We start from the raw sequence: 13,583 nt of genomic DNA on the forward strand, positions 1-13,583 counted from the left end.
ATGCGGATTGTTCGTTTCGGGAAAGAAGGCCGAATTGGCTTCGGCCAATTGGAGGGAAATCAGATAATTCCTTTTGCCGGGGAGCCGTGGAACTCCGAAACGACGGGAGAAAAGCTGCCTCTCGATAGTGTTGAGATATTGGCCCCGCTCCATTCACCGCGTATTTTCGCGGTAGGCTTCAACTATGCCCAGCATACAGCCGAGAGTGGCCGCGCTCAGCCCACCCTTCCTGCGTTGTTCATGAAACCAGGCACGACAGTGATCGGACATGATGAACCGATCATCTACCCTCTGGGCAGCACCATCGTCCATTATGAAGGCGAACTCGCGGTCATTATCGGCAAACAAGGCCGCAGAATCCGTGAGGATCAGGCGATAGATCATGTTTTAGGCTATTGCTGTGCAAACGACGTCAGCGAGAGGACAATCCAGCGCGAGGAGATGAAAGCGGGCTGCATGCTGGTCGGCAAGTCCTTCGATACCTTTTGTCCCCTGGGGCCTTGGATAGAAACCGAAATCGACACGGGAAATGCCAGACTTTCCACACGGCTCAATGGCGAGGTTCGGCAGTCGACCGCATTGGCCGACATGATCTTTCCCATACCCCGGCTGATCGCCTGGCTCAGTTCCGCCATTACGTTGCTTCCAGGGGATGTGATCCTGTCGGGCAGCCCGGCAGGCGTGGGGGAGATCAAACCGGGGGACGAAATCGAGGTTGAGGTGAGTGGCTTGGGCATCCTCCGCAACACGGTGATCGCCGAGGTTGAAGGAGAACCGGGAGAGCCGCGATGAAATGGGTGACGCGCGAACATGTCCATCTCGACCGCGTGGCAGTGCCATGGCTGATCAGCCGATTCATAGACCCAGATGCCGAATTCCTGTTTGTCGCCTGGGGAGAGGAAGCAGCGGCCCCGAACGAAGCGATTCCGTTCGCCATACCGGGAGCGGATCTCGGCCCCCATGATGAGACGGGAACCACATTTGACAAGGTAATCACCAGGTTCGGTTTGACCGATCCGGCGCTTCGGATTCTCGCCGACGTTATCCGTGCAGGCGTGGCATATGTGCGGAAAGGCTTTCGGCCGGACACCGAAGACAAAAACGGCCAGATTGCGGTCGGCCTGCTTGAAATTTCCGAAGGCATGATGCTGCTGGATGGTGACGACCTGGCCGTTCTGGAAGCCAGCTTTCCGATCTATGATGCGCTTTATCGCGCGCTATCAAGCCATATTCTGGTGCAAGAGCGCGGCCTCTCCGTTCCTTCGACACAAGGTTCAGGCCCGAAGGCAAAGGTGCGCTTTTTGCGCGCCCTGATGGATTCCGGGGGCCAGGTGGATTTCGGAAAGCACCGTGCCACATTGGAAATGCTGGTTCCATGCTCGCCCCGATGAGGATGGCATGAAGCAGTCGAGCGCCCCCGCGCCATTTGATGTTTTTCAGTGGTTGCCGGCAGAAGCCCAGGCCGAGTTCAAAACGGCGGCCCGATGCCGGCGATGCGCCCAAGGCGAACTCATCTATAGCCAGGGTGAGGTAGGTGGCGAAATGTTTCGGATCGTTTCGGGTGCCGTGCGCCTGTCGGTCCGGCGCTCGGACGGGCGAGAATTGCTTTACCTGCTGTTCGGGCCAGGCGATTGTTTCGGGGTCAGCACGCTCATCGACGGTGAGGGATTGCCCCAGACGGCTGAAGCACTCGCGGACACTGAGTTGCAGGTACTGGGACGACCAGCCTTCCACCAGCTCCGGGCGCGATATCGAGAGTTCGATGATGCGTTGCTGCGGCTCGTAACCCGCCATATGCGCCTTCTGAGCAGTTTGTTCGCGGACGCGCAACTTCGAGGGATCAGCGCGCGTGTCGCGAGCCGGATCGCCGCTGCGGCGTCGGGTTTTGGAAAGCCCGGACAGGCCGGCATCGAGCTTGCGGTCAATCTTTCGCAGTCCGATCTGGCGCTGATGGTGGGTACATCGCGTCAGACGGTGAATCGCGTCATAAAACTGTTCCAGGACGAAGGGCTTTTAAGCGTGAAGAACGGCCGCTTGATTATCCATTCGCTGGAGGCGCTGCGCGCGCAGGCATCCGACGATCATTAGTGGCTGTCGCGCGATCACATCATGCCCGCCAGCGCAGCTTTCCGACGGGAACATTCGGAAAGCCACGGTCCCGTAGCAGCTCGCTGCGCCTCGAATTTTGAAGGAAGCAATATGGCTCCCGACTCTCACCAGTTACAAGGTCAGGCGGCAACCGTCGCGATGCGATGGCCGGTCAAGCGCCAGAAAATCATCTTTGCCGTGCTGCTGGCTGTCACGACGCTCAACTATCTTGATCGCCAGATCGTCAATATTCTGGCGGAGAGCATCAAGCGTGATCTGCACTTGAGCGACACCCAGGTGGGGGCAGTGACCGGCCTCGCCTTTGCAGTCCTGTATAGTTTGCTGGGTGTTCCGATCGCGCGTTTGGCCGAGCGGGTAAACCGCGTTCAGATCATCAGCGGCGCACTGGCTATCTGGAGCGCCTTCACCGCCTTGTGCGCCTTGCCGACGACATTTGCGCAACTGGCACTTCTGCGCGTTGGCGTTGGGGTCGGCGAGGCGGGATGCACACCGCCGATGCACGCACTCGTTGCCGACGCCACTCCGCGCGAGCGCCGTGCGTCGGCGCTGGCGTTTGTCTCGCTTGGATCACCGATCGGAGCACTGTTAGGCCTTACTCTGGGTGGTATACTTGTTCCGATCGTCGGTTGGCGGCTGGCGTTCGTTATCGTCGGAGTTCCCGGCATCTTGATTGCCTTGATTGCGCTTGCGGTCATTCCCGAAGTCCGCACGAAACGCAGTTCCGTCGCGGGGGAGGTTGATCATCAGCGGGTATCGACGATACAGGCGCTTCGGACGCTACTCTCGTCACCGGCATATTGCTGGCTGATCGCCGGTATCGCGAGCCGGGCAATTCTCATCTATGGTTTCCAGACCTTCTACGCATCCTTCTTCCTGCGCAATCATGCGACAGGCCTACAAACCCTGACAAACGACATCGCAGCGCTGATGGGCGTGAAACTCCCGGTCTATACGCTGGTGGGTCTGACGCTGGGAATCGCTTTCGGTCTTTTCGGTATTGCAGGGACGATCCTTGGAGGACGGCTCGCTGATCGAGCAGCCATACGCGATGAACGGGCATATGTCCTTGTCCCAGCCCTGGCGCTGATAATCGCTACTCCGTTGATGCTGTGGATGCTCATGACGCCCCATACGCTTTTGGCACTCGTGCTGTTGATTGTCCCGGCCGTGGTGGGAGGACTGATGTACGGTCCCGGCTATGCCGCAATCCAGGCGCTGGCGACGCAGCGCCATCGCGCAATGGCGAGCGCGGTACAACTGCTGTTCACCAATCTGGTCGGTCTTGGCATCGGCCCGCTGGCGGTCGGCTTCCTGTCTGACGCGCTCGCGAAATCTCTGGGGGAAGCCGAAGGGCTTCGGCTTGCGATGGTCGCGCTGACGCTGACGGGATTTCTGACCGCATTTTTCCTGTGGTTATCATCACGAACGATCGTGGCGGAAATCGCCGCTCGAAATGCTGTCGAAAAAGGGGAATAGTCTGATCAGAACAAAATAATGGCCTAAAAATCTGCCCGGCTGTCGCCGCGGCGACAACAAGTCACGTTTCGCTCCTGTATTCCGGTCGGCAATAAAGGAGAGTTCGCGTGCCAACCACAGCCATCGCCGACAATTGCAAACCCGTTTCGCTGGACGACAAGTGGACATTTACGCAGGGCCGCGTCGTCATGAACGGCAATCAGGCGATTGCCCGTATCCTGCTGGCCCAGAGCGCGATCGATCGAAAGCAAGGGCTTTCGACGGCCGGTTACATCACCGGATATCGCGGCTCGCCGCTGGGGAATGTCGACACGGCGCTTTGGTCGATAGGCAAGCGTCTGGCGGAAGCGCATATTCGCTTCCAACCGGGCGTCAACGAGGAAATCGCGGCGACTGCGGTGCGGGGCACACAACAGATCGAATCCGTTCCGGGCGCGCGATATGACGGCGTATTCGCCGCATGGTATGGCAAAGGCCCTGGCGTGGACCGATCCGGCGATGCGTTCAAACATGGAAATTATCGTGGCGCCCATCCGAAGGGAGGAGTGCTGGTCCTTTATGGAGACGATCACGCCGCCAAGTCATCGACGGTAGCCCATCAGAGCGAGCAGGCGATAACCGCGAGCCTGATCCCATCGCTCTACCCCGCCAATGTCCAGGAAATCCTCGATTACGGATTGATGGGCATCGCCATGTCGCGCTACAGCGGTTCCTGGGTTGCGATCAAATGCGTGACCGAGGTTGTCGAGCAGACAGCCAGCATCGACCTGGATCTCGATACCTTCGCGCCTGTCCTGCCACCCTATCGGGAAGGCCCTCCCGAGGGCGTGCATATCCGCGAAGGTGCGTTCAATCCGCTCCGTGAGGAGCAGATCGTCGTCGAACATAGATTGCCGCTCATACATGATTTTGTTCGGGCCAACGGCATCGATCGAACGATCTTCCGAGCGGCACAGCCGAAGCTGGGTATTATCACGGCCGGCAAGTCCTATGGCGATGTTCGTTCGGCACTGGCACTGCTGGGTCTCGATGAGCAAGCCGCCGCTGCCGTCGGCATCTCGCTCTACAAGGTCGGCTGCATCTGGCCGCTCGAAGGCCAGGGGATCGCGGCGTTCGCCGATGGCCATGCCGCAATTCTGGTGGTCGAAGAGAAAAAAAGCTTCCTTGAGCAGCAGCTGGCTACGGTGCTGATCAACACCCCCGAACGCCCGTTGCTGCTGGGAAAGCTGGACGAAAGCGGAAAGCCTCTGCTGTCCTCGACGCTGCCTTTGGAACCGCTCGCGATTGCGCAGGTCATTGCCCGTCGTCTGGAACTGCTTGGCATCCATGACGAACGGGTTCACACCGGCGTTACGGCTCTCATGCCATTGGAACAAAAGGGCGACCAAGCGCTCCCCAAGCGAAGCCCTTTTTTTTGTTCGGGCTGTCCGCACAACCGCTCCACACGCATCCCCGACGGCAGCCTGAGCATGACAGGAATTGGCTGTCACACGATGGTGAACTTTGTTCGGCCACAAGAAGCGCTGTTGCCCACCCAGATGGGTGGCGAAGGCGGCAACTGGATTGGCCTGGCGCCTTTTACCGACACCAAGCACATCTTTCAGAATCTCGGAGATGGCACCTACTATCATTCGGGATTGCTCGCGATCCGTGCGGCGGTCGCGGCCGATGTCAACATCACCTATAAGATTCTCTACAATGATGCCGTAGCGATGACGGGCGGGCAGCCCATAGACGGCCCGATTTCGGTCGCGGAAATCGCCCGCCAGGTTCTTGCCGAAGGGGTGAAACGGGTCGTTATCCTCAGCGATGATCCTTCGCGCCATATAGGAAATCCCGAAATACCCGCCGATGTCCGCATCGAGCATCGGGAAAGGCTTGACGAGACGCAGCGGGAATTGCGCGAAACTTCCGGCTGCACGGTGCTGATATATGAGCAAACCTGTGCGGCTGAAAAGCGTCGGCGGCGCAAGCGAAAAGCTTTCCCTGATCCGGCGAAGAGATTTTTCATCGCCAAGAGCGTATGCGAATCTTGCGGTGATTGTTCGGTGCAATCGACCTGCGTTAGCCTCACGCCCGTCGAAACCCCATTTGGCCCCAAGCGTCAGATCGATCAGTCGAGCTGCAATAAAGATTACAGCTGTGTGGATGGCTTCTGCCCATCCTTTATCACCATTTACGACGCAGCACCGCGCAAGCCCGAAAGCATAGGGATCGACGAAGAACTATTCGCTGCTTTGCCCGAACCCTCGCAGGCATCCATCGCTGATCGCAGCTATAATCTCATGATTGCAGGGATTGGCGGTACAGGCGTTGTTACCGTCGGAGCGCTTATCGGTATGGCGGCTCATATCGATGGTCTTTCCATGTCGCTGTTCGACATGACCGGCATGAGTCAGAAGAATGGTGCTGTCTATAGCCATGTAAGGATTGCCCGGCAGTCGGGTGACATTCATACCCAGCGACTGGGACAAGGCGAAGCCGATCTGCTGATGGCGTTCGATCTTGTGTCGGCAACCGCACCAGAAGCTTTCGCGACCATCGCAGCCGGCCGCACCCGCACGATCGCCAATACAGACGTATCGCCGACGGCCGCTTTTCAGTTCGACCGCGATTTCGCGGTCAATCCGTCGCTGTTGCTGGCGCGTTTGCGCAAAGAGGTCGGCGCTGCTTCGATAGTGGTCGCAGACGCCTCCTCCCTCGCTCTCACGCTTCTCGGCGATACGATCGGCGCAAACCTGTTTCTCGTTGGCGTCGCCGCCCAGCGGGGGCTGTTGCCTGTCAGTATCGATGCGCTGGAACGCGCGATTGCGTTGAACGGCGTGGCGGTGGAGTTCAACTTGAAAGCGTTTCGCCTGGGTCGGCTGTTTGCCGCAGACCCGAAGCGAGTGTCGGCCCTCATACCACCCAGCAACAGGCTGGTGCCGCCGCAGAGCCTCGGTGACATCGTGGCGCATCGGGCAACACATCTTCGTGACTATCAGGACGACCATCTCGCGGAGCGCTATCGCGCACTCATAAAGCGTGTCGAGCAACGTGAAAGCGAGGTACTGCCCGGTTCCGATACGTTGGCGCTCGCTGCGGCAAGGAATTACGCCAAGCTCCTTGCATACAAGGATGAATATGAGGTCGCACGCCTCCTGACCCAGCCCGATTTGCGAAATGAGATCCAACGGGCGTTCGCAGATGGCGGACGTATCGCCTTCAACATGGCCCCACCCATTCTGGCCCGCGCCGGAGCAAACGGGCGCCCCAAAAAGCGTGAGTTCGGCACGTGGATCGTGCCGGTGCTGCACATTCTTGCTCGCTCACGCCGCCTGCGCGGCAAATGGCTCGATCCGTTCGCTCATACGGCGGAGCGGCGCACCGAACGGGCTTTGATTTCCGAATATGAAGCGCTCGTGGAAGAGGTGCTTGGCGCGCTTACAGCGGTAAACCATGGGATCGCGGTGACGCTCTTATCCCTTGCAGACGAAATAAGGGGCTTCGGACCGGTTAAGGTCGCGGCGATCGAGAAGTATCGCAATCGTCTGGAAATAATGAGCGAGGAGTTTCGCAATGCCAGAATACTCAAGTGATCGGGATCTAAGGCAATCGTAGATCCACCGAATCTTATGCGTATGAAATACATAAATATGGAGAATGACCGGGGTACAGAGATTGGCAGAAAACGCCCGATTCAACTGCCAGAAGACTCAACGATATTGGAAAAACTTGATTGGAATAGGGAGAATGTAGTTTCTCGAAATATTATCCTTATTGACTTTTCAGCACCTCAGCCCGTTTACGCCCTGCGCTATGCAGAACGTGTAGTTTATGAGGGCATTTCGGTCAGCCGGTGCATCTTGCCGCCTAATCCCGGCACGATGGTTGGCGCGACTCAACTCACTATCGCTATTCACGAGGGCGAGCCGCTCGACATGGAATGGCAATTGCCATCGGCGCTGCATATGGAACAACGGACGGTCGTGCGGGACATGGCCCATATTAATCCGGCCGATACTCCAATCTATCAACGCTGGTCAGGCAGACCCCGCGTGTTGGTGGTGGCGCTGGATCAGGTGTTTCTGGCCCCCATAATCAAAGAAGCGTTCGCACCAGATGGCGTCGTGCTCCTACCGCGAATTGGAGTGGAGGACCCAGACATAGCGAACATCGCAACGGGCTGGCGGCGAGAACTGGAAGAAGGAGGCGCTGGTGGACGGCTATTCGCAGAAGGGCTCGCAACCGTCTTGGCGTTACATGTCTATCGGCTCTATGGTGAAGGAACGGCTCTTCTCCAAGTTGCCAAAGGTGGGCTTGGTCCTGTCCGTCTCAACCGGGTGATCGCCTATATCGACGCCTATCTCGAAACCGACATCGGCCTGCGCGATCTCGCTGCCGTTGCGGAAGTTAGTCCGGGACACTTTGGAGAGCAATTCAAGGTGTCGACGGGGCAGACACCTTTCCGTTTCTTGCAGGCACGTAGAATCAGTCGGGCAAAAGAACTGCTGCTGGATCGTAATATTCCGATCGCCGAAGTCGCCTTACGGGTGGGTTTCGCCAATCAGAGCCACTTCACCGTAAATTTCAGAAAATTGACGGATACGACACCCGCCCGCTTTCGGGCGGACTCAACCTAGATGCCATCAGCCTCACGCGCCATCATATACGCGTTCAGCAGTCCGGCCGGATCGTGGCCTAACGCTTTAGCGACCTCTACAAAGTCCACGACATCGACCCGACGTTCTCCTAGTTCGTATTTAGCGACAAAGGATTGAGGCCGTTGTATGCGGGCCGCCAATACCGCCTGAGTCAATTTAGCCTCCTTGCGGGCACGAATGAGAATTTCCCGAAGTTTCTGTTGCTGTGGTGAACGAAGTGAACTGGGCATAGGGTCCGGCAAAAAGAATGAGGCCGGAATTTCCTTTGATCCCGAAATCGGATTATCCCATAACGGGATTTATTCTCCCGTATGTGCGAGGAATGACGCTTGACGATTGAACTCGACCCCCCGGTGGCCGATGACTTGCCATGGCAGGATATGCTTACGCCTTATGATGAGGAGAGACTGTGCCTTTATCTCCGTCTTCTTGATGCTGAAGCCGAAGGTGCAGATTGGCGTGAGGTTGCTCGAATCGTTCTACATCGCGATCCTGTGGCGGAGCCGGAACGCTCTCATCGTTGCTGGACGACTCATCTCCGACGGGCTCAATGGATCGCCAGAAATTGCCATGGTCGGCTTAAGGCTAGCCACTAATCCACTTCAACTACCTGCATTTCCAGCGCCAGCGGAAACAGTGCTGCTGTTGGTTGGTCACGCGGCATCCAGCTCCCCCATTCGTCACTTCGAATTTCCTCCAGCCGTACCTTGAGACTGCCGTTAAGAGTTTGGCAGAAAGTTCTATGGAACGAAGCCGAGACCAAGAGTGGGCAAATCCTTTCTGCCCGGAAGCATACAAATTCCAGTGGACATTGGTGGACGGAAATATTAAGTTTATTATGTTGTTCAGATTTCAGGATGACGCATGAGAGGACTCAAAACCTTATAAGACTTCTCAAATGAAGTGATATATGAGGGTATGTTTCCTGATTAGATATTGACTTATTTTTCTGGATCAATTTCTTGTCAGAAATTTACGAGTTCTCTTCTGGGCACCATTTTTCTTTCCGGACGCATCCACAAGCGTCCGGAAAAATCCAAGAAATCAAAGGTTTCGAGCCAGTTTGGTGTCCATCGGCATCCGGCCGAATTCGTTGAAATTGGCGGTACATGACGGTATATCTGACGGTATCAAAACCGACAGAGGTGGCACAATGCTGACCGATCTGGCCGTCCGAAAAGCCGCGCCGCGCGACAAGCCCTACAAGCTCTCTGACGGGGGCGGACTGTACCTGCTGATCACGAAGGCGGGTCAGCGATACTGGCGGATGGACTACCGGTTCGGTGAAAAGCGGGCCACTGCGGCACTCGGAGTTTATCCGACAATCACCTTGGCCGAGGCGCGAGCCAAGCGACTGGAGATCAAGAAGCAGATCGCAGAGGGCATCAATCCCGCCGCCAAGCGCAAGATCGACAAGATCACCGGCCCGCTTGCCAATGTGAACAGCTTCAAGGCCGTGGCGGAAGAATGGCTCGACAAGGCCCGACGCGAGGGCCGTGCCGATGTGACCGTGGGCAAGCTGACATGGCTGCTCGAATTCGCCTACCCCATCATCGGAGACCGCAAAGTCGGCGAGATCAAGGCGCCCGAACTGCTCGCCGTCCTGCGCGCTGTCGAAAAGCGCGGCCATTACGAAACCGCACGAAGGCTGCGCAGCACCTGCGGCCAGGTCTTCCGCTATGCCATCGCCACCGGCCGCGCCGACCGGGACGTGTCGGCAGACCTGCGCGGCGCACTGATCGTGCCCAAGGTGACGCACCGTGCCGCCATCACAACACCGAAGGAAGCGGGCGAACTGCTGCGCGCGATCGACGCCTATTCAGGCTATCCGGTCACTCACGCAGCGCTGCGGCTGGCTCCCTATGTCTTCGTGCGCCCTGGCGAACTGCGGCAGGCCGAATGGAGCGAGTTCGACTTCACCCGCAACATCTGGACCATCGCCGCCGACAAGACCAAGATGCGCGTCGCGCACCGCGTGCCGCTCAGCCGTCAGGTCCTTGCCATACTGGAAGAGCTGCGCGAGATCAGCGGCAACCGCCGCTACCTGTTCCCCGCCCAAGGCAAGCGCGACCGGCCGATGTGTGAAAACACGATCAACCTTGCGCTCCGGCGGATGGGGTTCGATGGCACCACGATGACCGCGCACGGCTTCCGCGCCATGGCCAGCACGCTGCTGAACGAACAGGGCCGCTGGAATCCCGACGCAATCGAGCGCCAGCTTGGCCATGCTGAGACCGATGACGTCCGTCGCGCCTACGCGCGCGGCGAGCACTGGGATGAGCGGATCGGGATGATGCAGAGCTGGGCGGACTACCTCGACCAGCTCAGGTCCGGTGCAAAGGTGCTGCAAGGCAGCTTCCGCAAGCCATCGGGCGCTGCGAGCGCGTTGCCGGGTTGATCCTGCTGCATTGCTCAGGATCTGTCACCAATCTGTTCAGCCGGCGATTTCCGCATCAAGGTAGGCCTCGACGCGCCACATACCTGCGAGGCCATCTGCAAGCATGAGATCCAGCGCGCTGGCTCCAGCAAAGGCCTCGTTGGGAGCACCTATCCACCGCGCGGCCCTATCGCTGTCAGCGAACATGCATCGCAATGCGCGATGAATGCCGAGTAGCGCTGCGGCCCGCCCTTTGCCGTTGAGAAGCCGTTCGGCTGCTTCATGTTGAACGCCCCAGCGCGCGACCAATGCATCGGCGGCCCGCATCATGGCCAGTATTTCGTTATCGTCGTATTGAGCGCTGGCGATCGACATGGACAGATCCACTGACTTCGACGCGCCCTCGATAGCATGGAACCTCCGCCCAAGCCACCAATAAACTTACCGAGCGGTAAGAATTTCCGGATAGACCTCAACATCAAGGGGCTTTCTTCCCGATCGGGAAGAAATGCTCTTGAATCTCTACGACACATATGGCAACTTCCCGCTCGGTAAGAATGACATGATCAATAACGCAACCCAATTCGGCGCAGCCGTCGCCTCGGCCCGCAAGGCCCTTGGCCTTACCCAGCGAGAGCTGGCACTCGCTATCAATAGCGGCGAGCGCTTCATCGTCGATCTGGAAGCTGGCAAGCCCACTGCGCAGCTCGGCAAGGCACTCGCCGCAGCCAAGGCAGTCGGCCTGCGACTCACCGCAACCGGCATTTCGCAGGCCTGACGGTGGACCTTCCAGTTCACTACGAAGACCGTCTGGTCGCTACGATCAGCGCCGACGCGCAGGCCACCCGCCTTGCCTATGCGGATGCCTGGCGTTCATCCGCCGAAAGCTTCCCCGTCTCGCTCGCCATGCCGATCCGGCCAGAGCCCTATGAGGGAGAACAGGTCCTCCCTTGGCTGATGAACCTCCTGCCCGAGGGCGAACCGCTGCGCGCCATGACGCGCGCGCTCGGTGCAGCGCCGGAGGACGCGCTCGGCCTGATAGCCCAGACCGGCAACGATCTGGCAGGCGCGCTCAGCATCGCTCCGCAGCGGCCGCGAGGCGAGCCCGGCTATCGCACGATCCCGGATGCCGACGCACTGGAGCGGATCATCGAGGAACTGCCAGCGCGGCCATTCCTGGTCGGCGAGGACGGTGTCTCGATGAGCCTCGCCGGCGCGCAGGAAAAGTTGCCGGTGGCTGTCATCGACGGCCAGATTGCGGTGCCGATCAACGGCGCGCCATCCACCCATATCCTCAAGCCCGACAATCCACGCCTGCCCGGCAGCGTCCAGAATGAAGCGCTGTGCATGGTCCTAGCCCGCCGCATCGGCCTCAACGTCGCGCCGGTTACGACCAACGTTGCGGAGGAGCGCAGCTACCTGCTGGTCGAACGCTATGACCGGACAGGCACCGGCAACAATTTCCGCCGCCTTCATCAGGAGGATTTCTGCCAGGCCCTCGGCCGGCCGCCTGCCGCCAAGTACGAGTTCAACGGCACCGGAACGCGCGGCCCCTCGATCGCCGACATGTTCGCGGTTGTCCGCCAGCATATGACGGCGCGCGACATCACGCGGCTGCTCGACGCAGTGATCTTCAATATCGCGATCGGCAACGTCGACTCGCACGCCAAAAATTACTCGATCCTGCTCGGCCCAGGCGCGCCGCAGCTTGCTCCGCTCTACGATCTCATGTCGGGCCTCGCGTGGGCCAACATCACCCAGAGCCATGCCCAGGCGATCGGCGGGCAGCGCCGCGGCCGCCACATCTACGGCCGCCACTGGCGGCGTATGGCCGAAGCCGCAGGACTGGCAGCGCGGGGGACGGTGCAGCGGGTGGAACAGGTGACGGCACGGTTGCTGCGCGAACTGCCCGCAGCGGTCGAGGACGTGGCAGCTATGCCAGCAGGTTCGTCGATGCTGAAGGTCTTCGCAAAGGAAATCGAAGAGCGGGCAACCGAAGTAAAGGCGCACGCCGGGCAGGAAGGTGTGCCAGAAGTAAGCGGAGGCGTAGATGAGGCACCTTCGTTGGGAGGCTCGGCATATGGTCAATAAGATCTGGCCACTCGCGTCCTGGTCAGGCCCTGCGATATCGGTTAGCTGAGATAAGGTGGCTGAAGATTGGACCGAATCCGAAATTGACGCGGTTGTCGCCGACTACTTCGGAATGCTTGGCGACGAGCTTGCGGGTCGTCCTTTTGTAAAGCTCGCGCGCTATCGCAGCCTTGCCGAACGAATCCCGCGAAACATCAAATCGATCGAGCGCAAGCACCAGAACATCAGCGCGATCATGATTGGCTTCGGTCAGCCATGGGTTACAGGCCTCAAGCCAGCCAAGCATTATCAGAATGCGTTGGCAGATGGAGTGTTGCGCTGGCTTGATCAACGACCCGATTGGCTTGAACCAAAGGTTCAACCTGACGAAGGCAGCCATGTTCGTGAAATGCCATCTCTGTGGATTGGGCCTCCGCCGACGCATCAGAATGAACCACCATTGATAGATCCGACCATCATGGCGGCAATCGGCAAGAAATATGATGTGGCTGAACGCGATGCCAGGAACAGGCGGCTCGGTAAGGCTGGTGAAGAGTTGATCCTGCATCACGAGCGCCAATCGCTCTTGCAGGCTGGACGAAACGATCTTGCCGATAAAGTGCGCTGGACCGCCGTGCAGGACGGCGATGGCTATGGCTTCGACATTGCCAGCTTCGAACCCGATGGCCGTGAGCGACTGATCGAAGTGAAGACTACCAACGGCTGGGAACGCACACCTTTTCACATCAGCCAGAATGAAATCGCGGTCGCAGAAACCTGCCGTGATGAATGGCACCTCGTGAGGGTATGGAATTTTGCTCGCCAACCAAAAGCCTTCAGCCTTCGCCCCCCACTCTCGGCGCACATCGAGCTGACGCCCACAAGCTTTCTCGCAGCGCTGAGATAGC

At 58.7% G+C, this 13,583-nt stretch carries 13 protein-coding genes; 11 read left to right on the forward strand and 2 right to left on the reverse strand.

The annotated features are described in order from the left end of the window. From AC2S9W_RS09300 to AC2S9W_RS09325, 6 genes are all read left to right on the forward strand, one after another. Entirely contained in the window at window positions 1-792 is a 792-nt protein-coding gene (locus tag AC2S9W_RS09300; protein WP_486572001.1) for a fumarylacetoacetate hydrolase family protein, read from the forward strand. After that, window positions 789-1,391, forward strand: coding sequence for a chromate resistance protein ChrB domain-containing protein (locus AC2S9W_RS09305; protein ID WP_486572002.1), 603 nt, complete (start codon window positions 789-791; stop codon window positions 1,389-1,391). Before AC2S9W_RS09300 ends, AC2S9W_RS09305 begins: the two co-directional genes overlap by 4 nt. A gap of 7 nt (window positions 1,392-1,398) precedes the next feature. Next, window positions 1,399-2,088 carry a Crp/Fnr family transcriptional regulator gene (locus AC2S9W_RS09310; protein ID WP_486572003.1) on the forward strand — a complete coding sequence of 230 codons (690 nt, stop codon included), beginning with the start codon at window positions 1,399-1,401 and terminating at the stop codon, window positions 2,086-2,088. Window positions 2,089-2,199: 111 nt separating this feature from the next. Then, entirely contained in the window at window positions 2,200-3,585 is a 1,386-nt protein-coding gene (locus AC2S9W_RS09315) for a spinster family MFS transporter (RefSeq protein ID WP_486572004.1), read from the forward strand. A 107-nt stretch (window positions 3,586-3,692) separates the two neighbouring features. Then, on the forward strand, window positions 3,693-7,163 hold the full coding sequence (locus AC2S9W_RS09320; protein WP_486572005.1) for an indolepyruvate ferredoxin oxidoreductase family protein: 3,471 nt from the start codon (window positions 3,693-3,695) through the stop codon (window positions 7,161-7,163). 36 nt (window positions 7,164-7,199) lie between these two features. Continuing rightward, entirely contained in the window at window positions 7,200-8,207 is a 1,008-nt protein-coding gene (locus AC2S9W_RS09325; RefSeq protein WP_486572006.1) for a helix-turn-helix transcriptional regulator, read from the forward strand. Here AC2S9W_RS09325 and AC2S9W_RS09330 read toward each other — a convergent pair. Further along, entirely contained in the window at window positions 8,204-8,458 is a 255-nt protein-coding gene (locus tag AC2S9W_RS09330) for a helix-turn-helix domain-containing protein (RefSeq protein ID WP_486572007.1), read from the reverse strand. The two genes, AC2S9W_RS09325 and AC2S9W_RS09330, sit on opposite strands and share 4 nt — an antisense overlap. A 123-nt stretch (window positions 8,459-8,581) precedes the next feature. On the opposite strand from AC2S9W_RS09330, the gene AC2S9W_RS09335 reads away from it, so the two are divergent. Both AC2S9W_RS09335 and AC2S9W_RS09340 read left to right on the forward strand, forming a co-directional pair. Then, a complete protein-coding gene (locus tag AC2S9W_RS09335; protein WP_486572072.1) occupies window positions 8,582-8,824 on the forward strand; it encodes a DNA -binding domain-containing protein in 243 nt (80 codons plus the stop codon). A 557-nt stretch (window positions 8,825-9,381) separates the two neighbouring features. Next, window positions 9,382-10,626, forward strand: coding sequence for a tyrosine-type recombinase/integrase (locus AC2S9W_RS09340; RefSeq protein WP_486572008.1), 1,245 nt, complete (start codon window positions 9,382-9,384; stop codon window positions 10,624-10,626). A 36-nt stretch (window positions 10,627-10,662) separates the two neighbouring features. On the opposite strand, the gene AC2S9W_RS09345 is transcribed toward AC2S9W_RS09340, so the two are convergent. After that, a complete protein-coding gene (locus tag AC2S9W_RS09345; RefSeq protein ID WP_486572009.1) occupies window positions 10,663-10,980 on the reverse strand; it encodes an MbcA/ParS/Xre antitoxin family protein in 318 nt (105 codons plus the stop codon). Between the two features lie 139 nt (window positions 10,981-11,119). Here AC2S9W_RS09345 and AC2S9W_RS09350 point away from each other — a divergent pair, with 139 nt between their 5' ends. Genes AC2S9W_RS09350 through AC2S9W_RS09360 form a run of 3 tightly spaced genes read left to right on the forward strand, consistent with a single transcriptional unit; the run spans window position 11,120 to window position 13,582 of the window. Then, window positions 11,120-11,383 carry a helix-turn-helix domain-containing protein gene (locus AC2S9W_RS09350; protein WP_486572010.1) on the forward strand — a complete coding sequence of 88 codons (264 nt, stop codon included), beginning with the start codon at window positions 11,120-11,122 and terminating at the stop codon, window positions 11,381-11,383. 2 nt (window positions 11,384-11,385) lie between these two features. Next, a complete protein-coding gene (locus tag AC2S9W_RS09355) occupies window positions 11,386-12,696 on the forward strand; it encodes a HipA domain-containing protein (RefSeq protein ID WP_486572011.1) in 1,311 nt (436 codons plus the stop codon). A gap of 55 nt (window positions 12,697-12,751) precedes the next feature. Then, window positions 12,752-13,582 carry a protein NO VEIN domain-containing protein gene (locus tag AC2S9W_RS09360; protein ID WP_486572012.1) on the forward strand — a complete coding sequence of 277 codons (831 nt, stop codon included), beginning with the start codon at window positions 12,752-12,754 and terminating at the stop codon, window positions 13,580-13,582. Window position 13,583 lies beyond the last annotated feature (1 nt).

The sequence above is a fragment of the Sphingopyxis sp. 550B genome (genome assembly GCF_057401805.1).

Coding starts and splice junctions, on each gene's coding strand:
- AC2S9W_RS09300 (WP_486572001.1), top strand. CDS start 1: ATGCGGATTGTTCGTTTCGGGAAAGAAGGCCGAATTGGCTTCGGCCAA.
- AC2S9W_RS09305 (WP_486572002.1), top strand. CDS start 789: ATGAAATGGGTGACGCGCGAACATGTCCATCTCGACCGCGTGGCAGTG.
- AC2S9W_RS09310 (WP_486572003.1), top strand. CDS start 1,399: ATGAAGCAGTCGAGCGCCCCCGCGCCATTTGATGTTTTTCAGTGGTTG.
- AC2S9W_RS09315 (WP_486572004.1), top strand. CDS start 2,200: ATGGCTCCCGACTCTCACCAGTTACAAGGTCAGGCGGCAACCGTCGCG.
- AC2S9W_RS09325 (WP_486572006.1), top strand. CDS start 7,200: ATGCGTATGAAATACATAAATATGGAGAATGACCGGGGTACAGAGATT.
- AC2S9W_RS09330 (WP_486572007.1), bottom strand. CDS start 8,458: ATGCCCAGTTCACTTCGTTCACCACAGCAACAGAAACTTCGGGAAATT.
- AC2S9W_RS09340 (WP_486572008.1), top strand. CDS start 9,382: ATGCTGACCGATCTGGCCGTCCGAAAAGCCGCGCCGCGCGACAAGCCC.
- AC2S9W_RS09345 (WP_486572009.1), bottom strand. CDS start 10,980: ATGTCGATCGCCAGCGCTCAATACGACGATAACGAAATACTGGCCATG.